Here is a 23,969-nt window from a genome sequence, read left to right as displayed (position 1 = left end):
AAGCTTTTTGCTTCCAACTCGAAGCTTATCACACTAAATTATTAAAAATGGCAAAAGAATTAAGTAAAGTAGTTAAGTTACAAGTTCGGGGAGGTGCTGCGAATCCGTCGCCACCGGTTGGACCCGCTTTAGGTGCTGCTGGGGTTAACATCATGGAGTTCTGTAAGCAATTTAATGCTAGAACTCAGGATAAAGCTGGAAAAGTTTTACCTGTTGTTATCTCGGTTTATAAAGACAAGTCTTTCGACTTTGTTATTAAAACTCCTCCAGCTGCAGTACAATTATTAGAAGCGGCCAAATTAAAAAAAGGTTCAGGAGAGCCTAACCGAAAAAAAGTAGCTAAAGTTTCATGGGATCAAATCAAAACTATAGCAGAAGATAAAATGCAAGATTTAAATGCATTTACAATCGAATCTGCTATGAAAATGGTTGCTGGAACAGCAAGATCAATGGGTATCACTGTAACAGGTCAATTCCCATCTTAATCTTTAAAAACATTAGAAAATGGCAAGATTAACAAGAAAGCAAAAAGAGGCTTTAGCAAAAATTGAAAAAGGGAGAGTATACTCTCTTACAGAAGCATCAGAGTTAGTAAAAGAAATTACTAATACTAAATTTGACGCTTCAGTTGATATCGCTGTACGTTTAGGAGTTGATCCACGTAAAGCAAACCAGATGGTTAGAGGGGTAGTATCGTTACCTCACGGAACTGGTAAAGATATGAAAGTATTAGCATTAGTAACTCCAGATAAAGAAGCAGAAGCAAAAGAAGCGGGCGCTGATTACGTCGGTTTAGACGAGTATCTTGACAAGATCAAGAGCGGATGGACAGATGTAGACGTTATCATTACTATGCCTAGTGTTATGGGTAAATTAGGTCCTTTAGGACGTGTATTAGGTCCTCGTGGTTTAATGCCTAACCCAAAAACTGGTACAGTAACTATGGATATTGCTAAAGCTGTAACCGAAGTAAAAGCTGGTAAAATCGACTTTAAAGTAGATAAAACTGGTATCGTACACGCCGCGATTGGAAAAGCATCTTTTAGTGCTGATAAAATTGCTGGTAATGCAAATGAATTAATTCAAACATTAATAAAACTTAAGCCAACAACTGCTAAAGGTACTTATGTAAAAAGTATATTCCTTTCTAGTACAATGAGTCCTAGTGTTGCTGTTGATCCTAAAGTTGGTTAATTAGTTAAATACTTTTATTATGACAAGAGAAGAAAAATCACAAGTAATTGAGGAATTAACTGCAGAATTAGCCAATAACCCAAATATCTACATTACAGATATTTCAGGATTAAACGCAGGTACTACCTCAGATTTACGTCGTGCTGCTTTTAAAGCAAACGTAAAAATGGCAGTTGTAAAAAACACATTACTTGAAAAAGCAATGGAAGCTTCTGAGAAGGATTTTGAAGATCTTCCATCTGTTTTAAAGGGGAATACAACAGTAATGTATTCTGAAACAGGTAATGCGCCAGCTAAGTTAATTAAAACCTTCCGTAAGAAATCTGAAAAGCCTTTATTAAAAGGAGCATTTATTGAGGAAGCAATATATATCGGTGACAACCAATTAGATGCCTTAGTAGACATTAAGTCTAGAGAGGAGTTATTAGGAGAGATTGTTGGATTACTTCAATCGCCTGCTAAGAACGTTGTTTCAGCACTTAAATCAGGTGGTGGAAAAATAGCCGGTATTATTAAAACACTATCTGAAAAAGAAGGATAGTCTAGCATAGTACGCACTTTATTACAATTATATTAAAATTAAAAATTTATTAAAAACGATAGAAAATGGCAGATTTAAAAGATTTCGCAGAACAATTAGTTAACTTAACAGTAAAAGAAGTAAACGAGTTAGCTACTATATTAAAAGATGAGTATGGTATCGAGCCTGCTGCTGCTGCTGCAGTTGCTGTTGCTGGTCCTGCTGCTGGTGGTGAGGCTGAAGAAGCTCAAACTGAGTTTGATGTAATCTTAAAAGCAGCTGGTGGTTCTAAATTAGCAGTTGTAAAATTAGTTAAAGAATTAACTGGTTTAGGATTAAAAGAAGCTAAAGAATTAGTAGATGGTGCACCAAGCGCTATTAAAGAAGGCATCGCGAAAGACGAAGCAGAAGCATTAAAAGCATCTTTAGAAGAAGCAGGAGCTGAGGTTGAGCTTAAATAAGCTTAACTTTTATAACACATAAAGGTTTAGGTCTGGAGATTTTCTTCAAGACCTAAACCATTTTGCGTATATAATATTTACATACGCTACAACTATTTTTTTTTAATCATAATTCCGTCCATTGATGTTGTCAACACAAGCTGAAAGATTAAATTTCTCGTCTATTATCAATAGAACAGAATACCCAGACTTCTTGGATATTCAGATTAAATCCTTCCAGGATTTTTTCCAGTTAGAAACTAAATCGGAAGAAAGAGGTGATGAAGGTTTATATAACACCTTCATGGAGAACTTTCCAATTACAGATTCACGTAATCAATTTGTTTTAGAATTTTTAGATTACTTCGTAGATCCACCACGATACGCTATAGATGAGTGTATAGAAAGAGGACTTACTTACAGCGTTCCGCTTAAAGCAAGATTAAAGTTATACTGTACAGACCCTGAACATGAGGATTTCGAGACCATTGTTCAAGATGTGTACTTAGGAACTATTCCTTACATGACACCAAGCGGTACATTTGTTATTAATGGTGCTGAACGCGTTGTAGTATCACAATTACACCGTTCGCCAGGGGTGTTCTTCGGGCAATCTTTCCATGCCAATGGAACCAAATTATACTCAGCCAGAGTTATTCCTTTTAAAGGATCATGGATTGAGTTTGCTACAGATATTAACCAGGTAATGTATGCTTACATTGACAGAAAGAAAAAATTACCTGTAACTACTTTATTCAGAGCAATTGGTTTTGAGCGTGATAAAGATATCTTAGAGATATTTGATTTAGCTGAAGAGGTAAAAGTTTCTAAAACTGGCTTAAAGAAATACCAAGGAAGAAAGCTTGCAGCACGTGTTCTTAACACATGGCATGAGGATTTTGTTGATGAAGATACTGGAGAGGTTGTATCTATTGAGCGTAACGAAATTATTCTTGATCGTGATACCATCTTAGATAAAGATAACATAGAAGAAATTCTTGATGCAGACGTAAAAACCATCCTTTTACATAAAGAGAGTTCTGAACAAGGGGATTACGCCATCATTCATAACACATTACAAAAAGATCCAACAAACTCTGAAAAGGAAGCTGTTGAGCATATCTATAGACAACTACGTAATGCTGAGCCGCCAGATGAGGAAACAGCACGTGGTATTATAGATAAATTATTCTTTAGTGACCAACGTTACTCATTAGGTGAAGTAGGTCGTTACAGAATGAACAAAAAATTAGGTCTTGATATTGAAATGGATAAGCAAGTGCTTACTAAAGAAGATATCATTACCATCATAAAATATTTAATCGAGCTTATCAACTCGAAAGCTGAGATTGATGATATTGATCACTTATCTAACCGTCGTGTACGTACAGTGGGTGAGCAATTATCTCAACAATTTGGTGTTGGTTTAGCACGTATGGCACGTACTATTCGTGAGCGAATGAACGTTCGCGATAACGAGGTGTTTACACCGATCGACTTAATTAATGCAAAAACGTTATCGTCGGTTATTAACTCGTTCTTTGGTACGAATCAGTTATCACAGTTTATGGATCAAACCAATCCATTAGCTGAAATCACGCACAAACGTCGTTTATCGGCTCTTGGACCAGGTGGTCTTTCAAGAGAAAGAGCAGGGTTCGAGGTACGTGACGTTCACTATACGCACTACGGTCGTTTATGTCCGATTGAAACGCCTGAAGGGCCGAATATTGGATTAATTTCGTCTTTATCAGTATACGCTAAAGTAAATTCAATGGGATTCATTGAAACACCTTATCGTACAGTAGAAAATGGCGTAGTTGATATTAAAAACGAACCAACATACTTAAGTGCTGAAGAGGAAGAAGGTAAACTAATTGCACAGGCTACAGTAAAAGTAGATGACAACGGTAAAATATTACATGATAAAGTTATTGCCCGTATGGAGGGTGATTTCCCGGTAATTGAACCAGAAAACATTCACTACACAGACGTTGCTCCTAACCAGATCTCATCAATTTCGGCGTCGTTAATTCCGTTCTTAGAACATGATGATGCGAACCGTGCGTTAATGGGATCTAATATGATGCGTCAGGCTGTACCGTTATTATTACCTCAGTCTCCAATTGTTGGAACTGGTTTAGAGCGTCAGGTAGCGTCAGACTCCCGTGTATTAATTAATGCCGAAGGAACAGGAGAAGTACTGTATGTAGATGCAAACGAAATAAAAATACGTTACGAGCGCACTGAGGATGAAGCTAAAGTTAGTTTCGATAGTGACATTAAAACGTATCAATTAGTAAAATATAGAAAAACCAACCAAGGAACATCTATCAACCTAAAACCTATTGTAGTTAAGGGTGATACCGTAAAGAAAGGTCAAGTTTTATGTGAAGGTTATGCGACGCAAAAAGGAGAGCTTGCTTTAGGTAGAAACATGAAGGTAGCATTCATGCCATGGAAAGGCTACAACTTTGAGGATGCGATTGTAATTTCTGAAAAAGTTGTTCGTGAAGATATCTTTACATCGGTGCATATCGATGAGTATTCTTTAGAAGTTAGAGACACTAAGTTAGGTAACGAAGAGTTAACTAACGATATTCCTAACGTATCCGAAGAGGCTACTAAAGATTTAGATGAACACGGAATGATTCGCATTGGTGCAGAGGTAAAACCAGGCGATATCTTAATTGGTAAAATTACCCCTAAAGGTGAGAGTGATCCAACTCCAGAAGAGAAGTTATTAAGAGCTATCTTCGGTGATAAAGCCGGAGATGTTAAAGATGCATCATTAAAAGCTTCACCATCATTAAATGGTGTGGTTATCGATAAAAAATTATTCTCTAGAGCCGTAAAAGATAAACGTAAGCGTGCTCAGGATAAAGATGATATTATTGCATTAGAAGGTATTTACGATAGAAAATTCGATGAGTTAAAAGATGTTTTAATCGAGAAATTATTCAATATCGTAAATGGTAAAACTGCGCAAGGTATATACAATGATTTAGGAGAAGAAGTATTACCAAAAGGTAAAAAATTCACCTTAAAAATGTTAAACGCTGTTGATGATTATGCACATTTAGTGTCTGGAAAATGGACTACTGATGATCATACCAATCAACTTGTTGCAGATTTAATACACAACTACAAAATTAAGGAAAACGACTTACAAGGCGCTTTAAGACGCGAGAAGTTTACCATTTCTGTAGGAGACGAATTACCATCAGGTATTATTAAATTAGCAAAAGTTTATATTGCTAAAAAACGTAAACTTAAAGTAGGAGATAAGATGGCAGGACGTCACGGTAACAAAGGTATTGTTGCTCGTATCGTTCGCGAAGAAGACATGCCATTCTTAGAAGACGGTACTCCTGTAGATATCGTACTTAACCCACTAGGGGTACCATCTCGTATGAACATTGGTCAGATTTACGAAACTGTATTAGGATGGGCTGGTCAAAAATTAGGTCGTAAATTTGCGACACCTATTTTCGACGGTGCAACCATCGATCAGATTAATGAACTTACAGATGAAGCAGGTATTCCAAGATACGGTCATACTTACCTTTATGATGGAGGTACTGGAGATCGTTTTGACCAACCAGCAACCGTAGGTGTAATCTACATGCTTAAGTTAGGTCACATGGTAGACGATAAGATGCACGCCCGTTCTATTGGTCCTTACTCATTAATTACGCAACAGCCATTAGGTGGTAAAGCACAGTTTGGTGGTCAGCGTTTTGGTGAAATGGAGGTTTGGGCACTTGAAGCCTATGGTGCATCAAGTACTTTAAGAGAGATCTTAACTGTAAAATCTGATGATGTAATTGGTAGAGCTAAAACTTACGAAGCAATCGTAAAAGGTGAGCCAATGCCAGATCCTGGATTACCAGAATCTTTCAACGTATTAATGCACGAATTGAAAGGTCTAGGATTAGACATTAGATTAGAGGAATAATTATATCCCCTTGAAAAAGGGGATCTTTAAAGTTTACAAATAATTCGATAGCACCATATATTATGGCAAGAAAACAAGATAAGAATACAGTAAAGAGATTTAATCAAATCTCAATTGGTTTAGCGTCACCAGAGTCTATTTTAGCAGAGTCTAGAGGTGAGGTTTTAAAGCCAGAAACTATCAATTATCGAACTCATAAACCTGAAAGAGATGGTTTATTCTGTGAGCGTATCTTTGGTCCTGTAAAGGATTACGAGTGTGCTTGTGGTAAATACAAAAGAATTCGCTACAAAGGTATCGTTTGTGACCGTTGTGGTGTAGAGGTAACAGAAAAGAAAGTACGTCGTGATAGAGTTGGACACATTAACTTAGTTGTGCCAATCGCTCATATCTGGTATTTCCGTTCGTTACCAAATAAAATTGGTTATTTATTAGGCTTACCATCTAAGAAATTAGATATGATTATTTACTACGAACGTTACGTAGTAATTCAACCAGGTATCGCTAAAAATGAAGAAGGTGAACCATTACAAAAAATGGACTTCTTAACAGAAGAAGAATATTTAAACATTCTTGAGAGTCTTCCACAGGATAACCAGTATTTAGATGATTCAGATCCAAACAAGTTCCTGGCGAAAATGGGAGCTGAGTGTTTGATTGAATTATTAGCTAGAATCGATTTAGAATCGTTATCATACGAATTACGTCATAAAGCTAATACAGAAACGTCTAAACAACGTAAAACAGAAGCTTTAAAACGTTTACAAGTTGTTGAATCATTACGTGAGTCTAACAATAACAGAGAGAACCGTCCGGAATGGATGATTATGAAGGTTATTCCTGTTATTCCACCAGAATTACGTCCGTTAGTGCCATTAGATGGTGGTCGTTTCGCAACTTCAGATTTAAATGATTTATACCGTCGTGTAATTATTCGTAACAACCGTCTTAAGAGACTTGTTGAAATTAAAGCACCCGAGGTAATTTTACGTAACGAAAAACGTATGTTACAGGAATCTGTAGATTCGTTATTCGATAACACCCGTAAATCTTCAGCGGTAAAAACAGATTCTAACAGACCATTAAAATCGTTATCAGATTCGTTAAAAGGTAAACAAGGGCGTTTCCGTCAAAACTTACTTGGTAAACGTGTAGATTACTCAGCACGTTCGGTAATTGTTGTAGGGCCTGAGTTAAAACTTTACGAGTGTGGTTTACCAAAAAATATGGCAGCCGAGCTTTACAAGCCTTTCGTAATTCGAAAATTAATTGAAAGAGGTATTGTAAAAACAGTTAAGTCTGCAAAGAAAATTATAGATAAAAGAGAGCCTGTGGTTTGGGATATCTTGGAAAATGTTCTTAAAGGACATCCAGTATTACTAAACCGTGCTCCTACGTTACACCGTTTAGGTATCCAAGCGTTCCAACCTAAGTTAATTGAGGGTAAAGCGATTCAGTTACACCCATTAGTGTGTACGGCGTTTAACGCGGATTTCGATGGTGACCAGATGGCGGTTCACTTACCATTAGGGCCAGAAGCTATTTTAGAGTGTCAATTATTAATGTTGGCTTCTCATAATATCTTAAATCCAGCGAATGGATCTCCGGTAACGGTACCTTCTCAGGATATGGTTCTTGGTCTTTATTATATGACCAAAGAGCGTAAGTCTACTCCAGAAGTGCCAATTAAAGGAGAAGGATTAACATTCTACGCACCAGAGGAAGTAGAGATTGCTTTCAATGAGAAGCGTGTAGATTTGAATGCTGGTATTAAAGTTAGAACTATCGATATTAACGAAGATGGTAAATTAGCACCAACAATTATTGAAACAACTGTTGGTCGTGTATTATTTAACCAACACGTGCCACAGGCCGCTGGTTATATAAACCAAGTACTTACTAAAAAGTCGTTAAGAGATATTATTGGTCAAATCCTTAAGTATACATCTGTTCCTGAAACAGCTGAATTCTTAGACGCAATTAGAACTTTAGGATTCAAATTTGCATTCCAAGGTGGTCTATCTTTCAGTTTAGGTGATATTATTATTCCTGCTGAAAAACAAAGTATGATTGATAAGGCTAACGGTTTAGTTGAAGGTATTACAGGTAACTATAATATGGGACTTATTACCAACAACGAGCGTTACAATCAGGTTATTGATATTTGGACATCAACAAATGCTGAATTAACCGAGTTGTCTATGAAGCGTATTCGCGAAGATCAACAAGGATTTAACTCGGTATTCATGATGCTTGATTCTGGAGCGCGTGGTTCGAAAGAGCAGATTCGTCAGCTTACAGGTATGCGTGGATTAATGGCGAAACCGAAAAAATCGAATGCAGGTGGTGGTGAAATTATTGAAAACCCGATCCTTTCTAACTTTAAAGAAGGACTTTCAATTTTAGAATATTTTATCTCTACGCACGGTGCTCGTAAAGGTCTTGCTGATACGGCTCTTAAAACTGCCGATGCTGGTTACTTAACACGTCGTTTAGTAGACGTTTCTCAAGATGTTATTATCAATTCTGAAGATTGTGGAACATTAAGGGGTGTTGAAGTAGAGCCATTAAAGAAAAATGATGAAGTTGTTGAAACGTTAGCAGAGCGAGTTGTAGGACGTGTGTCATTAAATGATGTATACAATCCATTAACCGATGAGTTAATTGTTGCAGCAGGTGAATTAATTGAAGATAATATTGCTAAAGCGATTGGTGAAACGCCAATTGAAAAGATAGAAGTACGTTCACCATTAAGTTGTGAGGCATTACAAGGTATCTGTGCTAAGTGTTACGGACGTAATTTAGCTACTGGTAAAATGGTGCAACGAGGTGAAGCCGTTGGGGTTGTGGCAGCACAATCTATTGGTGAGCCAGGTACACAGTTAACACTTCGTACATTCCACGTAGGAGGTATTGCTGGTAACATTTCCGAAGAAAACAAATTAGTTGTTAAATTCGACGGTATTGCTGAGATTGAAGATTTAAAAACAGTTAAAGGTACCGATAACGAAGGTAACGACATTGATATCGTAATTTCGCGTACAACTGAAATAAAACTAATTGATAAGAAAACAGGTATTGCATTAAGTACTAATAACATTCCTTATGGTTCTACTTTAATGATTAAGAATGGTCAGGAGTTAAGTAAGGGCGACGTTGTGTGTACATGGGATCCATATAACGGTGTAATTATTTCTGAGTTCGCTGGAAAAGTGAGATATGAAAATATCGAGCAAGGTGTAACGTACCAAGTAGAAATCGATGAGCAAACTGGTTTCCAAGAAAAAGTAATTTCTGAATCTAGAAACAAGAAGTTAATACCAACACTTCATATTGAAGATTCTAAAGGTGAAACAATGCGTTCTTACAACTTACCAGTTGGATCTCACTTAATGATTAACGACGGTGATAAAATTACCGTTGGTAAAGTGTTAGTTAAGATTCCTCGTAAGTCTGCTAAGGCAGGGGATATTACAGGTGGTTTACCTCGTGTAACCGAGTTATTTGAAGCGCGTAATCCATCGAACCCAGCTGTGGTAAGTGAAATTGACGGTGTTGTTTCATTCGGAAAAATTAAGCGTGGTAACCGTGAGATTATTGTTGAATCTAAGTTAGGAGAAATTAAGAAATACTTGGTTAAATTATCGAATCAAATTCTGGTACAAGAGAATGATTACGTAAAAGCAGGTATGCCATTATCTGATGGTTCTGTGACGCCTGAAGATATCTTAAATATTAAAGGCCCATCAGCCGTTCAACAATACTTAGTAAACGAAGTACAAGAGGTATACCGTTTACAAGGGGTGAAAATTAACGATAAGCACTTTGAGGTTGTTGTTAGACAAATGATGCGTAAGGTTAGAATTATCGATTCTGGTGATACATTATTCTTAGAAGATCAATTAGTTCATAAAGCTGATTTTATTCAAGAGAACGATGCTATTTTCGGATTGAAAGTTGTTGAGGATGCAGGAGATTCTGCAAATCTTAAAGCTGGACAAATCGTTTCTGCACGTCAGTTAAGAGACGAGAATTCTATCTTACGAAGAGAAGATAAAGCACTTGTATCGGCTAGAGATGCTAGACCAGCAACAGCTACGCCAATACTTCAGGGTATTACAAGAGCTTCGCTTCAAACGAAATCATTTATTTCTGCGGCATCCTTCCAGGAAACGACTAAAGTACTTAACGAAGCTGCTGTAGCTGGTAAAATAGATACTTTAGAAGGCTTGAAAGAAAATGTTATTGTAGGACACAGAATACCTGCTGGTACAGGTATGCGTAAATACCAAGACATTATCGTTGGATCTAAAGAGGAATTTGACGAAATGATGCAAGTAAAGCAAGAATTAAATTATAACTAATAGTTAACCTGCGAAGGCAGGAATCTATAAAATAAAAGCCTTCTTGTAGTCTATACTCGAAGGCTTTTTAATTTTAAAATATTAAATAATTATGGCTGAAGAAAGCGAAAAACCAAAACAAGGACAAATAAATATAGAATTAGATGAAAAGGTTGCCGACGGGCAATATTCTAATTTAGCAATTATAAATCACTCGGTATCAGAGTTTGTGGTTGATTTTGTAAATATTATGCCTGGTGTTCCTAAGAGTAAAGTAAAGTCTAGAATAATATTAACACCGCAGCACGCTAAGCGTTTATTAAAAGCATTAGGTGAAAATGTAGCTCGTTTTGAAAATGCTCATGGCGAAATTAAAGATTATGAACAACCGCCAATTCCATTAAATTTTGGACCTACCGGACAAGCATAAAAAGCTTATTATTAAGAATTAAAAAAGTCCCGTTGTTTTTTCAATGGGACTTTTTTTTGGCTGCTATTTATACAGCGGTTACTAGTTTTGAATTTTTCTTATGTTCTACCTTTCTTATTTTCTGTATAGAATTGTATTTCAGAGCCCCGGAAGGACAGCGATTAATTTGCTTTATAATGCGTTCCGACTCGCAGGCGTCTAAATCAATCCAAGGTATAACAGAGGTTCTAAATACGTCTGATAGTTCTTTCAAACATTTTTCAGCATGTATGCAAACACTAGGTTCATAAGTCACAGTAATTTCTGAATTACTGAATACATTAGCTTCTGTTTTCATAGGTTTTAGCAATTTTTTTGGAAGCATTAGTATAAAAATAAATACTATAACGTTATAGTTTAAATTTAATTGATTAATGCGTTAAATACCCGATAATGTGTTGGTCTTTAAAGGCTTATTTTAAATTTAAAATTCTGATGTAAAATGAAATTTAATACTTGGGTATGTTTGTTGTGTCATTTGTAATGAAAATGCCGAGTCTGCAAGAAATACAAGTTGTCCATGTTTGTCTTTTGCCAAGTAGCGTTGTTTTACACGTAAAAACTCTTTGTACTCTTCATTTTTTTCATCTTCGGCTTCCACCCAACAGGCTTTATGAACATTTAAATTTTCGTAAGAACATTTGGCGCCATATTCATGTTCTAATCGATATTGAATTACTTCATATTGTAAAGCCCCTACTGTACCAATAACTTTTCTTCCGTTAAGTTCTAAAGTAAAAAGCTGTGCTACACCTTCATCCATTAACTGATCAATACCCTTATATAACTGTTTAGATTTTAGAGGGTCGGCGTTGTTAATATATCTAAAGTGCTCTGGAGAGAAACTCGGAATACCTTTGTAATTTATAGTTTCGCCCTCCGTTAATGTATCACCAATTTTAAAGTTGCCGGTATCATGTAAACCAACAATGTCCCCAGGATACGAAATATCAACAATTTCTTTTTTCTCTGCAAAGAAAGCGTTGGGGCTAGAAAACTTTAATTTTTTGCCATGTCTTACATGTAAATACGGTTTATTTCTTTCAAAAGTACCGGAAACAATTTTAATAAATGCTAAACGATCACGATGATTTGGATCCATGTTGGCATGTATTTTAAATACAAAACCACTAAAATTTTTCTCATCTGGATTTACTAAGCGCTCTTCGCTTTGTTTAGGGCGAGGTTTTGGTGCAATTTCAACAAAACAATCTAACAGTTCACGAACACCAAAATTGTTTAATGCTGAACCGAAAAATACAGGTTGCTGGTTTCCGTTTAAATATTCCTCCTTATTAAAATCAGGATATATGCCTTCTACGAGTTCAATTTCGTCACGCAGTGTATTAGCCGATTTTTCACCTACCAAATCATCTAATTCAACCGAAGATAAATCGGATATTTCTATAGTCTCTTCAATATTTTTTCGACTATCGCCACTAAACAGATTTACATTTTTTTCCCATAAATTATAAATTCCTTTGAATTCATAACCCATTCCAATCGGGTAACTTAAAGGAACTACTTTTAGTCCCAATTTTTGTTCTACCTCGTCAAGAAGATCGAAAGCATCTTTTCCTTCGCGGTCTAATTTATTGATGAAAACAATCATTGGAATGTTTCGCATTCTACAAACTTTAACCAGCTTTTCTGTTTGTTCCTCAACACCTTTTGCTACATCTATAACAACAATAACGCTATCTACAGCTGTTAGTGTTCTAAAGGTGTCCTCTGCAAAATCTTTGTGTCCCGGCGTATCTAAAATATTAATTTTTGTACCATTGTATTCAAATGCAAGTACAGAAGTAGCTACTGAAATACCACGTTGCCGTTCTATTTCCATAAAGTCACTGGTAGCACCTTTTTTAATTTTATTACTCTTTACGGCGCCAGCCTCTTGAATGGCTCCACCAAAGAGTAATAATTTTTCGGTTAATGTCGTTTTACCAGCATCGGGGTGCGATATAATTCCAAACGTTCGACGTCTGCTTATTTCTTTTTGAAAACTCATAACAATAATCTGCAAATGGGCTGCAAAGATACTATTATTAAATACAAGATTAATAACAAAATTGGTATTTAATTTTAATTATCAAGCCTGTCAAATTTTCTAGATCGTAGCTAGTACTAACGTGTTTTTTATGAGATGTAATTGATTAAAATGAATTTTATGAATAACCCTTTAATATACTGAATTCAATAAATATTTTACTGTAAAATAAGCTGCAATTTTTAGTCGGTAAAGTATTCGTATTTGTATTTAAATGAACACTGGGTTATCGGTTTACAAGGGTGATTTGGTGCCTTTTTTTATTATGATAATTGTTAATTATAAATTAAGACTTATTTGGCCAGTTTAATAATGGTGGTAATCTAAACTTTTTCTGGAAATAGTGATTACTCATTAATGGAAAATAAAATCGAAATCGTTTTCGGGAAATCGAAAACGATTTCGATTTTAATATTTTAATCTGAGTTTATTTTCCAAACTACATTGCAGTGTAATTAAGTGTTCTAAGTAATTCACTATTCAAACAATACATTTAAAATTACCATTGAATAGGGAGTTGCTAACCAAAATTTTCAAAAAAAATAGCGTAAGTATATTCTTTTTTAATAAGAAAGTTAATACGTGACTTTTGTATATGAAATTACTAATGAAAAATAACTATTTAAAGAAGTTTTATAACATGATTAGTCGAAGTTTGAAGGAAGTATAACGAAACGATTTCAGCTTCTGTTATGAGGTGTTTACTATTGTTTAGCCAAACCAATATAAACTCTTCTTAAAAAGCATTTTTTAAACATATTGCCTTTCAAGTTTAAAAAAATGTATAAAAATCTTGACCTACTTGTTCAACCTAAAATTCACATTAGACTAGACTTGTTGGTCGCTTTTATTTAATATTTAAACAAAGGTAAAAACTGATCGAGTTTTAATAAAAAGTAACTTAAAGTGTTGAGATGAAAAAATACTTACTATTAGTTTTAATGTCCTGCATGTTTAGCCTAAGTTTCGCTCAATCCGAGAGAACTTTGGAGTGGAGCATAGGGGAACCTCAAATTACTTGCGGAGATGTTATAAAAATTTGCTATCCATTAATGGTAGCAATAAGCGATGAAAACAATTCTCCAATGTTAGGGACATCGACCATGCGTTTTTTTTATGATGATAACTTAATAAAAAATTTAACCATTTCAAATTTGCAAAACGACTACGAAACAAGTGGTTTGAGCACTAGTAACTCTGTATTTGGTAATATTTTCGGATTTTCAACTCATGCAGGTATTTTAACGCAATTCAATATTATCGATAATGTTTCTGTGTCACCAATAAATTTGTCTAATATACCAGTCCACGTGCTGGATTTTTGTTTTGATGTGGTCGACGGGGCTTCATTTCCTTTATGTACCCCAATCGTTTTTGATAGTAACCACATAGGCGCAAAAAAAGGCATCAGTCAGGATGATGGTTACTTAGCTAACGATGCAGGAGTCGTTGGGAGTTACTATTTAAATGGTGATACTACAAATGCCATATCCGCCGACGATGAGGTTATTCAATTTCTATGGGAAAATAATGGTACATCCTTCGATGGTGTTGTTAATGATGCATCAGACGCAACAGGTAGCGTTGTAGCATCAAACTGTATAGAAAATGTTTGTAACACTGAAATATGTGATGGGATCGATAATGATGGCGATGGATTGATTGATGAAGATTGTGATCTGGATTTAGCAGTTAGCAAAGATGTAAATCAAGCTAGTGCGACTGTTGGAGATGTCTTAGAGTTTACTATTAGTGTAACCAACAATGGTCCAAATTTAGCAACCAATATAGTTATTGAAGAGCAGTTACCTGCTGGTTATATTTATATTTCGAGCAATCCAAGCAATGGTATTTTCGACAATGTTGCTGGTACTTGGGAAATCGGTCAGATTGATGTGGCAGCTACAGAGGTATTAACAATTCAGGTAGAAGTAATTGATGAAACTGATTATGATAATACAGCTTCGCTAATTGGTGTAGATCAGAATGATACAGATCCTTCGAATGACAGTGAAACTGTTGAAGTAAATGTAACGCTTCCTAGACCTGATTGTTTAACTGTTTATAACGAATTTACGCCAAACGGAGATGGTGTTAATGACACTTTTGTGATAACATGTGTTGATCAATATCCAAACAATACCTTAGAAGTATATAATCGTTGGGGGAATCTCGTTTACTCAACCAGCCGATACCAAAATAACTGGGATGGAACCTCTAATGGTAGAGCGGTTATAAATCAGTCAGAAAAATTACCAGCTGGTACATATTATTATGTCTTCCGATATGAGGATGGCGGCGTAATGAAGGAAAAAGTAGGTTGGATATATATTAATAGATAAGACGATTAAAATTATGAGAAGCACTTTTTATAAAGTTACTATAATAATTGTGTTACTGTTGATGTATAAAAAACAGTATGCACAGCAAGATCCACAGTATACACAATACATGTACAATACGATGAGTGTTAACCCGGGATATGCAGGACAACGGGAGGTTTTAAATGTAACTGGATTGTATCGCACGCAATGGGTTGGTCTTGACGGAGCTCCTGAAACACAAACTTTTGCTGTTCATAGTCCATTGAGAAATGAAAATATAGGTTTAGGGTTTTCTGTTGTTAATGATAAGTTAGGTCCGTCGAGTGAGGTATATGCCGACGCTAATTTTTCTTACACAACACCTTTAGATAATAATTTTACAAAATTGTCTTTCGGTCTTAAAACGGGGTTTCACAATTTGAATTTAGATTGGAGTAAAGGAATTTATCAAGATCCAGATTTGTTGTTTAACCAGCCGGTGAATTTATGGTCTCCATCCATTGGAGCGGGTATTTATTTACATTCAAGAAAGTGGTATGTAGGTTTATCGGTCCCGAATTTTATCACAACAAATCATTATGATGATTTTCAGGAATCTGTCGCTGCAGAACGCATGCACTATTTTTTAATAGGAGGATATGTTATGTATTTAAGTGACGATTTAGCTTTAAAACCTGCTTTTTTAGTTAAGGCCGTAAGTGGAGCTCCATTAATTGCTGATGTTTCGGCAAACTTGCTAATAAAGGAAAAAGTAACGCTTGGTCTGGCTTGGAGATGGGATGACTCTGTGAGTGCCCTAGTAGGTTTTCAGGTCTCAAACAATGTCTACATTGGCTATGCTTACGATTTAACATCGACCCATTTAAATAATTATAATAGCGGTACGCATGAAATCATGATACGATTTGAACCAAGTATAAGAAGATTAATCTCACCTAGATTCTTTTAAATTATATTGTTATATGAAAAGTTTACGCCCCCTAGTATTAATATTTTTGATATCGTATTTGGGTCATTCACAGAAGGCTAAGGTACAATCGGTTGTTAATAATGATTATAATAGTTTTGCATATGTAAAAACCAGCGATATTCTTCTAAAAGTAGCAGAAAACGGCTATAAGTCTCCGGAATTATTCGAAAAGTTGGCCAATTCATTTTATTTCAACAATAAAATGGAAGACGCCACCAAATGGTATTCAGAATTAATTAATTTAAAAGGAGATGATGTGGATTCCGAAGTTTATTTTAGATATGCTCAAGCCCTTAAATACATTGAAAAGTATGAAGAAGCGGACCGTTGGATGCAAAAGTTTTATGATAGTAATATTTACGACTCCAGAGGTAAGGCTTTTATATCTAATGTGGATTATTTATCTGATATAGAGCAAAATGTAAATAAGGATTTAGTACTTCATAATTTAAATATAAATACAGCCTTATCTGATTTCGGTACTGTACAGATTAATAATTCTATAGTATTTGCCTCAACTAGAGGTGATGGTAGAATATATAAATGGAACGAACAGCCTTATTTAGATTTATATTCTGCAGTAAAGCAAAATGATTCAACCTATGTACAGGTTAAAAATTTCGATTCCGAAATTAATACAAAATTCCACGAATCTACAGTAACATTTACAAAGGATGGTAAACGAGTTTATTTTACTAGAAATAACTATTACCAAAATAAGTACAGGAAGGACGATCAAAATATTAATCGATTAAAAATTTTTAGAGCCACCGTTAAGAATGATGGAAGCTGGGGAGATATTGAATCACTTCATTTTAATAGTGATAATTACAGTGTAGCTCATCCCGTATTTAATGCCAAAGGAACAAAACTTTATTTTGCTTCAGATATGCCTGGATCCATTGGAGAGTCTGATATATACGTCGCAAATGTTAATAAAGATGGATCTGTTGGAAATCCGATAAACTTAGGCCCTTCTATTAATACCGAAGGCAAAGAAACCTTCCCATTTATAAATGATAAAGGTGATTTATTTTTTGCCACTAATGGTTATCCTGGATTGGGTGGTTTAGATATTCATGTTATAAGAGATTTTGAAAATAAGTTTCAAAATCGTTCGAATGATTTTGAAATAAAAAATATTGGTCCCCCAATTAATAGTCCTCAAGACGATTTTTGTTATTACGAAAATACCCAAACCAAAGAAGGATTTATTACATCAAACAGACCAAACGGAAAAGGGGACGACGATATTTATTCCTTTAAAATTTATTCTTGTGAACAAGTTGTTGAAGGTGTCGTGGTAGATAAAATTAGTTTAGAACTTCTACCACAAGCTAAAGTTACATTATATAACAAATTTGGAGAGTTGGTGAATGAAATGGTGGTAGGTAATGATGCTTACTTCAAATTTGATGTGGAATGCAATGCAGAATATTTAGTGCGTGCTGAGAAGGAGAAATACATACCCGATGAAAAGCGATTCACAACGCCTGTGAAGCAACAAAAATTAGAACTGGAATTCACCCTAACTAGAAATGAGCATAACCTAAAACCCGGTGACGATCTTGCAAAAGTATTGGACATTCCTATTATTTATTTCGATTTCGACAAGTATAATATTCGATATGATGCTCAAGTAGAATTGCAAAAGGTTTTTGAAGTAATGAAACAGTACCCAACAATGGTGGTTGATATTCGTAGTCATACGGATTGCCGTGGTTCTTACAAATATAATGAAGCCTTATCTGAAAACAGAGCAAAATCGACAAGGCGATACCTAATAAAAATGGGTATAGCTCCAGATCGATTAACAGCTAAAGGATATGGAGAATATCGGTTAGTAAATGATTGTGGATGTGAAGGAAACGTAACAGTAGAATGCAGTGAGGAAGACCATCAGTTAAACCGAAGAAGTGAATTTATAATAATGAAAATGTAGAAGTTATTACCCATAACCTAACTAACAAATTTATCAATAGCAAATTAAAATGGAAAATTACGATTTAAACCTTTTGAGATCAGGTTGTACCCAAAAGCAAGAAGACAAGGTAGAATATAAGCATTATAAATACTATTTAGAAAGTGAAATTACTTTTAATAAGCCGGATTATGTGGCAGTAATCGATCTTAGAAATGAAAATCCAGTACTGTTCTATCAAAATTTGAATTTGTCGTTTTTAGAGACGAATAAGGACACTATTTGTGATGTTGCGGCAGTGGTTGAGCCGTCTCAATTAAGTAAAATACTAAGTGCAGATCTTAAATGTAGTGAATTTGTAAGTAAGAATTTAAAAGACATATCTAAGACTATATTTACTTTAAGGTTTGCTACTTTGGAGATAGATGGCAAAAAAAGGTCACTAATTAGAAATGTAAGATTCATTCCGAGAATAAATAAAGGGACGCAACACATTTTAATCTTAGTTTCTTTTTATGATGTCTCTAATTTTTTAGGTGTAAATAATCAACCAGTATTCGACTTTAAATTTAATGAAGTAAATAATACAGCATTTAGAAAAGTGTTGGAAAACTTAAAACGAATACTAAACAAACAATTAACCTATCGACACGAATTAACACAGCGTGAATTTGAAATTTTGAATTTAATAGGCCAAGGAAAAACAAGTGCCGATATCGCCAATGAGTTAAATATTTCCAAAAATACAGTTAATACTCATAGGCAAAATTTAATTAAAAAATTTAATGTGAAAAATACAGCATCCTTGTTAAAAGAGATGTAATTAATAAAATCCCCAAACCCAAAAAAAAACCAACGAACTTGATATGAAACGAGAATACGACCTACAGAAACTTTTCGATATACAAATATCAGAAACCATTTTTGATAAAGTTAAATCCCCAGAAGATTATAAATATTGGGTAGAAAGCTATATTGAAATTAACAAGCCCGATTTTATATGCGTAATGAGTGTTGAAAATACCGAGGAACAATTAATCTATAGTCGGAATTATAATTTAGAATTTCCAAAGGACAGTCAACAATCTCTGAAAGATATTGTTAGAGCTGTGCCAGAAAATCAAATTTCTCGAATTTATGAAGCCGATCGACTATGTGTTCGATTTTTAGATTCGAATAAAATAGTTACTAAATCTCCTTTATTTCAGTTGCGTTTTACTACCAATTTAATAGAAAATAAATCCACTACCCTGCAAAGAGATATTGTTTTTATTCCAAGTAATCAAAAAGGGAAGATTATGAATGTCTTCATAATGGCATTTACAGATATTACTGATATAGATGGCGTGCACAATTATCCAAAAATGGATATAAAATGCTTCTCTCAAGATCCTTTAGAAAATAATATGATTGAAAATTTAAAGAACAAAGTGACTAATATTTTAATGAGCAGAAAATCATTAACGCCCAGAGAAGAACAAATACTAGAACTAGTAAGCGAGGGTAAATCTAGTGAAGATATTTCCGGACTATTGCGAATATCAATTAATACAGTAAATACGCATCGCCAAAATTTGATACGAAAATTTGGAGTAAAAAATATGACGGCTCTAATAAATATTATTTAGCCAAAATATATATATATCGATTAACACTTATGTATTAGCAACACATTAGGTGGTTTAATCGAAAATGAAAAATTAGTATAGTTAACATGTTTACATTAAGGTAGTTACTCTTAGTGTGAATTATGTTGTATGAGAGTAATATTATAAAAGAGGGGTTTGTTTTAAAAAGAGATAATATCTCAGTTTAAAATGAAATATAATAAAGAAAAGTAATTTTTATCAAATGAATACAATAACCAACTTGTCAACTTTTATTATCCGTATAAGAAGCAGGGTGTTTGCTCAGTTATTTGTTTTTATAACCATAGGTATTTTTAGCGTATTTGAAAATATTTATGCTGTAAATTCAAATACGAGAAATACAGAGCATGAACAATTCTTTATAGATAGCCATGTTAAAGATGAAGCTTTAATAAAAAAAGCTTTAATTAATAATGGTAACGAATCTGTATTTCATTTGTTTACTCACGGAAAGCCAGGAGAGCTATTTATTAATAATAAATGGTTAGATGCTATTGGGATTGCTAATTTTATTAAAAACGAAATACATAGCAAACCCATAACACATATTAATATATATGGATGTGAATTTGCGAAAGGACAAAAAGGTAAAGAAGCTGTTTCGTATTTAGAAACGGCTCTAGGCGTTTCTGTTTCTGCTTCAAATAATATTACAGGAAAAGATGGTGATTGGAATCTTGAGGTAGGGAAGGTGTTTAAAATAAGGCTATTAGAAGATTATAATTATAACTTACAAAGTTGTGCAGGTGTTGTTGGAGGTACAAATCCTGGAGATGATTATGATGGTGATGGTATATGTAATTCAGACGATTTGGACGATGATAACGACGGGATTCTCGACAGTAATGAGTGTTACGAAGCTTTAGAATTAGATTTTGAACAAATTGTAAACACTACTGCTACACCTAGTTCTCCAACATCTTCTACGGTCACAAGTGTTGGAACTACACATACGGTAACTTCTTCAGTTGAATTTATTGCAGATGCTGGATCAATTTCTGCTACGACAACTAGCTTTGATAGAAACCCTACGGGAGATCTAAGCGGTATTCTTTTTAGTGGAGACATGAATCAAGGCGATTCTAAAAAGGCAATTATTACCTTTGATAGACCAGTTTATAATCTAAGTTTCGTAGTTACCGATACTGATGGTAATGATGCAATTACTTTCAACGGTAGTTTAGATGGGGTACCAATAACACTTACTTCAGACAATTTCAGTCCAATAGCAGGAGGACCTTTCCCTTCGCAAACTGGAAATACCTTTAGTTCAGACTTTAGTGCTGGTCCAGAAAATGTTTTTCAAGTAACATTTAATCAACCTGTTGATAGATTGGAAATCCTAAGTTTTAATACCACCAGTCCAGCAACACAAAATGTACAAAAAGTATATGATTTACAGTTCGAGTCAGGTTGTGATACAGATGGCGATAATATACCGGATTATTTAGATTTAGATAGTGATAATGATGGCTGCCCAGATGCATTGGAAAGTGCTTCGAGTCCTTATATATATGCCGATTTAAATGCAGATGGATCAATAAATTTAACTAGTTTTCCAGTTGATACCAATAGTTCAAGTGCAACTTATGGAGTGCCTAATAGTCAAGCTTATTTAGCCGGAAGTTCTAAAGACAGTAATCAAGTATCTCCCGAATGTGATTCTTGTAATTCTGCCAGTTCCTTATATGCAGATATCGATGGAGATGGTGTGGGTAACGATTGCGATTTAGATAACGATAACGATGGTATTTTAGATACTTCCGAAGGGTGTTATGATACAAATTTTGCAGGTAACGATTCTAATCCTGTTGGAATACCAAATACGGTTTATATTTCATATCCTTTCGGAACAGTTAAGGATGGAGCTAATAAAAATTCAAGTCGATCGAATATAGCCAACATTATTATACCATCAAGTATTTCTACTATAGAGTCGGGTCCCGGGTTTAGTACAAACGTGATGGGGTCGTATAGTTTGGATGTTACAAATATTGATGCGGTAACTTTAAACCAAGCTATAGCAAACAATGAATATTTAGAATTTTCTTTCAAAACCGTACCAGGTGTATTCGATGCAAATATCGATTGGTTTGGGTTTTTAAACAGGGTAAATACTAACCCTATGTATACTGTTACATATCAAATTTCTAACGATGGCTTTAGTTCAAATGTAACCACGTTAGGAACAGTATCTCAGGCAGATAGTGAAGGTGGTGGAGTATATCCCGTAGGAAGAAGGGCTTTTGATAACGAAAATTATAATTTATACCCAGACAAAGATTATACCGTTAGAATTTACATATATAATGTTGGAGGGCCATCAGAAGTATTAAATTTTGACGATCCTATTTTAGCTTTCGATTATTGTATTAGCGATGTTGATGGCGATGGAATTTTAAATTACTTAGATTCAGATAGTGATGCCGATGGTTGTCCAGACGCTTTAGAGGGAAATGGTGGATTTACCTATAGTGATTTAGATGGTGATGTACTAACCACAGGAACAGATGTCGATGGTAACGGAGTTCCAATCGAAGCCAGTGGAGGCCAAGGAGCTGGGACTGCTTATAATAGTGCAGAACAATCTAATGTTTGTAGTCCTTGTCATCCGGACAATCCTGAATTTATAGATTCAGATGGAGATGGAGTCGGTGATAGTTGTGATTTAGATGATGATAATGATGGTATTTTAGATGAAATAGAGTATAACTGTGGAACTATTCAACTACCTCGTTTTTACTCAACAAATGTGCAGCTTCAAGATGGTAGTTTTGATGTTAGTAGTACCTATGGATTACCTGATGGCTCTATTATTGTGAATTATACGAACTATAATGAAACGTCAGAGTATATTTATAATATAAACAATTCTATTAATACAGATCCCAAAGGGCGCACAGAATATACGATAACATCTACAGTCCCCATTAAGCTCACGTTAAATCAGGGTAAGGTTATTACTCAGGTTGGTGCAACTGATTATTTCGATATTATTTCAGGAGCAACAAGTGGCTCATTTACTCAAGAATTTACTTCAAATACCGGGTATGATGATACAATTGTAGGTAACAGACTAGGTGTAGTTCGCACTACTAGTTCAACCTCAAATATAGGAACGAATGATGGGTCTTTTAAGTGGGTTAGTAAATACTTAATTACTGATATTTCATTTGCCGTAGGAACTACCGATTATAACGGAGGTAACTCAGCTTACTGGATAGAAATATGTGTGCCTCAAGATTCAGATGACGATGGTATAGCAGATTATCTTGATACGGATAGTGATAATGATGGGTGTCCTGATGCTGTGGAATATTATGGTAGCACAGATGCTATTGGTACAGATGGAAATCAAAACTATGGTGATGGTACACCTCCAAGTGTTGATTCAGATGGAAAAGTTGATGGAGCGAGTTATTCTGGAGATAATACAAATGTTGTTGTAAATACCAATATATCAATTGATACAGCACCAACAGATCAGATTGCAGTTGAAGGAAGTGATGCTATTTTTACTGCAACGGTTTCTAGTGTAAATACAACTACTTTTTCTGGTGGAACTCCAGATTATACAACACCTTCTCCAGCTACCGATAGTTCGTCGGGATTGTTATATCAATGGCAGATTAGTACTGATAACGGAAGCACATGGACAGATTTATCTAATGGTGGAAATTATTCAGGTGTAAATACGAATGAATTAACAGTGTCTAATGTCTTGCAATCACAAAACGGAGTTTTATTTAGAGTGGTTATTACGCATACAGATTTAGTTTGTCTAGAAGAATCACTTTCAGCAGAATTACAAGTAGCGAGTATGGTAGTTACTAAGAGCTTGACCAACGCTGATGATGCTATTGTAGACACAGAGGGCGAGACTATCGATTATACGATCACCGTTAATAACGATGGAAACACAGACCTTACCAATGTCGTAGTAGGTGATGAATTACCAGATGGCAGCTTAGGCGTAGTAACAGGCCCAACGGGCGATGATGGTGATGGCATATTAAATGTAGGCGAGACGTGGACATATACGGCGAGCTATGTAGTAACCCAGACGGATTTAAATGCTGGAGCTGACTTAGTAAACACGGCTTCAGTAACCACAAATGAGATTACGACCCC

The 23,969-nt window shown here is 35.0% G+C and carries 15 protein-coding genes; 13 read left to right on the top strand and 2 right to left on the bottom strand.

Translation table 11 applies throughout. From position 1 onward, the window contains the following. Positions 1-47: 47 nt before the first annotated feature. The 7 genes from rplK to ICJ83_RS00045 all read left to right on the top strand — a co-directional run bounded on the left by rplK (position 48) and on the right by ICJ83_RS00045 (position 10,885). Positions 48-485 (top strand): 50S ribosomal protein L11, encoded by a 438-nt coding sequence (gene rplK, locus ICJ83_RS00075; RefSeq protein WP_188228338.1) that lies wholly within the window; start codon positions 48-50, stop codon positions 483-485. 19 nt (positions 486-504) lie between these two features. Further along, the gene (gene rplA / locus ICJ83_RS00070; RefSeq protein WP_188228337.1) at positions 505-1,194 is read left to right on the top strand and encodes a 50S ribosomal protein L1; all 690 of its coding nucleotides are present in this window, start codon (positions 505-507) and stop codon (positions 1,192-1,194) included. A 19-nt stretch (positions 1,195-1,213) separates the two neighbouring features. After that, a complete protein-coding gene (gene rplJ, locus ICJ83_RS00065) occupies positions 1,214-1,735 on the top strand; it encodes a 50S ribosomal protein L10 (protein WP_188228336.1) in 522 nt (173 codons plus the stop codon). Positions 1,736-1,800: 65 nt separating this feature from the next. Further along, positions 1,801-2,175, top strand: a complete 375-nt coding sequence (gene rplL / locus ICJ83_RS00060) for a 50S ribosomal protein L7/L12 (RefSeq protein ID WP_188228335.1) — start codon at positions 1,801-1,803, stop codon at positions 2,173-2,175. Positions 2,176-2,299: 124 nt separating this feature from the next. After that, complete coding sequence (gene rpoB, locus ICJ83_RS00055; protein WP_188228334.1) at positions 2,300-6,112, top strand: DNA-directed RNA polymerase subunit beta; 3,813 nt, start codon at positions 2,300-2,302, stop codon at positions 6,110-6,112. A 62-nt stretch (positions 6,113-6,174) separates the two neighbouring features. Beyond that, a complete protein-coding gene (gene rpoC / locus ICJ83_RS00050; protein WP_188228333.1) occupies positions 6,175-10,476 on the top strand; it encodes a DNA-directed RNA polymerase subunit beta' in 4,302 nt (1,433 codons plus the stop codon). 91 nt (positions 10,477-10,567) lie between these two features. After that, entirely contained in the window at positions 10,568-10,885 is a 318-nt protein-coding gene (locus ICJ83_RS00045; protein WP_188228332.1) for a DUF3467 domain-containing protein, read from the top strand. A 67-nt stretch (positions 10,886-10,952) separates the two neighbouring features. Here ICJ83_RS00045 and ICJ83_RS00040 read toward each other — a convergent pair whose 3' ends face one another. Together ICJ83_RS00040 and ICJ83_RS00035 are read right to left on the bottom strand one after the other, a co-directional pair. After that, the gene (locus ICJ83_RS00040) at positions 10,953-11,222 is read right to left on the bottom strand and encodes a (4Fe-4S)-binding protein (protein ID WP_188228331.1); all 270 of its coding nucleotides are present in this window, start codon (positions 11,220-11,222) and stop codon (positions 10,953-10,955) included. Positions 11,223-11,348: 126 nt separating this feature from the next. Then, positions 11,349-12,935, bottom strand: a complete 1,587-nt coding sequence (locus ICJ83_RS00035; RefSeq protein WP_188228330.1) for a peptide chain release factor 3 — start codon at positions 12,933-12,935, stop codon at positions 11,349-11,351. A 953-nt stretch (positions 12,936-13,888) separates the two neighbouring features. Here ICJ83_RS00035 and ICJ83_RS00030 point away from each other — a divergent pair. From ICJ83_RS00030 to ICJ83_RS00005, 6 genes are all read left to right on the top strand, one after another. After that, entirely contained in the window at positions 13,889-15,316 is a 1,428-nt protein-coding gene (locus tag ICJ83_RS00030) for a T9SS type B sorting domain-containing protein (protein ID WP_188228329.1), read from the top strand. 13 nt (positions 15,317-15,329) lie between these two features. Continuing rightward, the gene (locus tag ICJ83_RS00025) at positions 15,330-16,247 is read left to right on the top strand and encodes a PorP/SprF family type IX secretion system membrane protein (protein WP_188228328.1); all 918 of its coding nucleotides are present in this window, start codon (positions 15,330-15,332) and stop codon (positions 16,245-16,247) included. A 13-nt stretch (positions 16,248-16,260) separates the two neighbouring features. Next, positions 16,261-18,210: an OmpA family protein gene (locus ICJ83_RS00020; protein ID WP_188228327.1), complete on the top strand. Its 1,950-nt coding sequence runs from the start codon at positions 16,261-16,263 to the stop codon at positions 18,208-18,210. A 49-nt stretch (positions 18,211-18,259) separates the two neighbouring features. Further along, a complete protein-coding gene (locus ICJ83_RS00015) occupies positions 18,260-19,012 on the top strand; it encodes a response regulator transcription factor (RefSeq protein WP_188228326.1) in 753 nt (250 codons plus the stop codon). A 43-nt stretch (positions 19,013-19,055) separates the two neighbouring features. Then, a complete protein-coding gene (locus ICJ83_RS00010; protein WP_188228325.1) occupies positions 19,056-19,817 on the top strand; it encodes a response regulator transcription factor in 762 nt (253 codons plus the stop codon). Between the two features lie 223 nt (positions 19,818-20,040). Continuing rightward, positions 20,041-23,969, top strand: a 3,929-nt coding sequence (locus ICJ83_RS00005) for a DUF4347 domain-containing protein (RefSeq protein ID WP_188228324.1), incomplete at its 3' end; no start/stop codon positions are given.

Origin of the sequence: Aestuariibaculum sediminum (assembly GCF_014596945.1) — a bacterium.
Lineage (GTDB): Bacteria > Bacteroidota > Bacteroidia > Flavobacteriales > Flavobacteriaceae > Aestuariibaculum > Aestuariibaculum sediminum.
The sequence above is the reverse complement of the archived record's forward strand: the minus strand, read 5'-3'. Positions and strand labels throughout refer to the sequence as shown.

Excerpts from the sequence above, each read along its gene's own strand:
- rplK (WP_188228338.1), top strand. The coding sequence starts at position 48 with ATGGCAAAAGAATTAAGTAAAGTAGTTAAGTTACAAGTTCGGGGAGGT.
- rplA (WP_188228337.1), top strand. The coding sequence starts at position 505 with ATGGCAAGATTAACAAGAAAGCAAAAAGAGGCTTTAGCAAAAATTGAA.
- rplJ (WP_188228336.1), top strand. The coding sequence starts at position 1,214 with ATGACAAGAGAAGAAAAATCACAAGTAATTGAGGAATTAACTGCAGAA.
- rplL (WP_188228335.1), top strand. The coding sequence starts at position 1,801 with ATGGCAGATTTAAAAGATTTCGCAGAACAATTAGTTAACTTAACAGTA.
- rpoB (WP_188228334.1), top strand. The coding sequence starts at position 2,300 with ATGTTGTCAACACAAGCTGAAAGATTAAATTTCTCGTCTATTATCAAT.
- rpoC (WP_188228333.1), top strand. The coding sequence starts at position 6,175 with ATGGCAAGAAAACAAGATAAGAATACAGTAAAGAGATTTAATCAAATC.
- ICJ83_RS00045 (WP_188228332.1), top strand. The coding sequence starts at position 10,568 with ATGGCTGAAGAAAGCGAAAAACCAAAACAAGGACAAATAAATATAGAA.
- ICJ83_RS00040 (WP_188228331.1), bottom strand. The coding sequence starts at position 11,222 with ATGAAAACAGAAGCTAATGTATTCAGTAATTCAGAAATTACTGTGACT.
- ICJ83_RS00035 (WP_188228330.1), bottom strand. The coding sequence starts at position 12,935 with ATGAGTTTTCAAAAAGAAATAAGCAGACGTCGAACGTTTGGAATTATA.
- ICJ83_RS00030 (WP_188228329.1), top strand. The coding sequence starts at position 13,889 with ATGAAAAAATACTTACTATTAGTTTTAATGTCCTGCATGTTTAGCCTA.
- ICJ83_RS00025 (WP_188228328.1), top strand. The coding sequence starts at position 15,330 with ATGAGAAGCACTTTTTATAAAGTTACTATAATAATTGTGTTACTGTTG.
- ICJ83_RS00020 (WP_188228327.1), top strand. The coding sequence starts at position 16,261 with ATGAAAAGTTTACGCCCCCTAGTATTAATATTTTTGATATCGTATTTG.
- ICJ83_RS00015 (WP_188228326.1), top strand. The coding sequence starts at position 18,260 with ATGGAAAATTACGATTTAAACCTTTTGAGATCAGGTTGTACCCAAAAG.
- ICJ83_RS00010 (WP_188228325.1), top strand. The coding sequence starts at position 19,056 with ATGAAACGAGAATACGACCTACAGAAACTTTTCGATATACAAATATCA.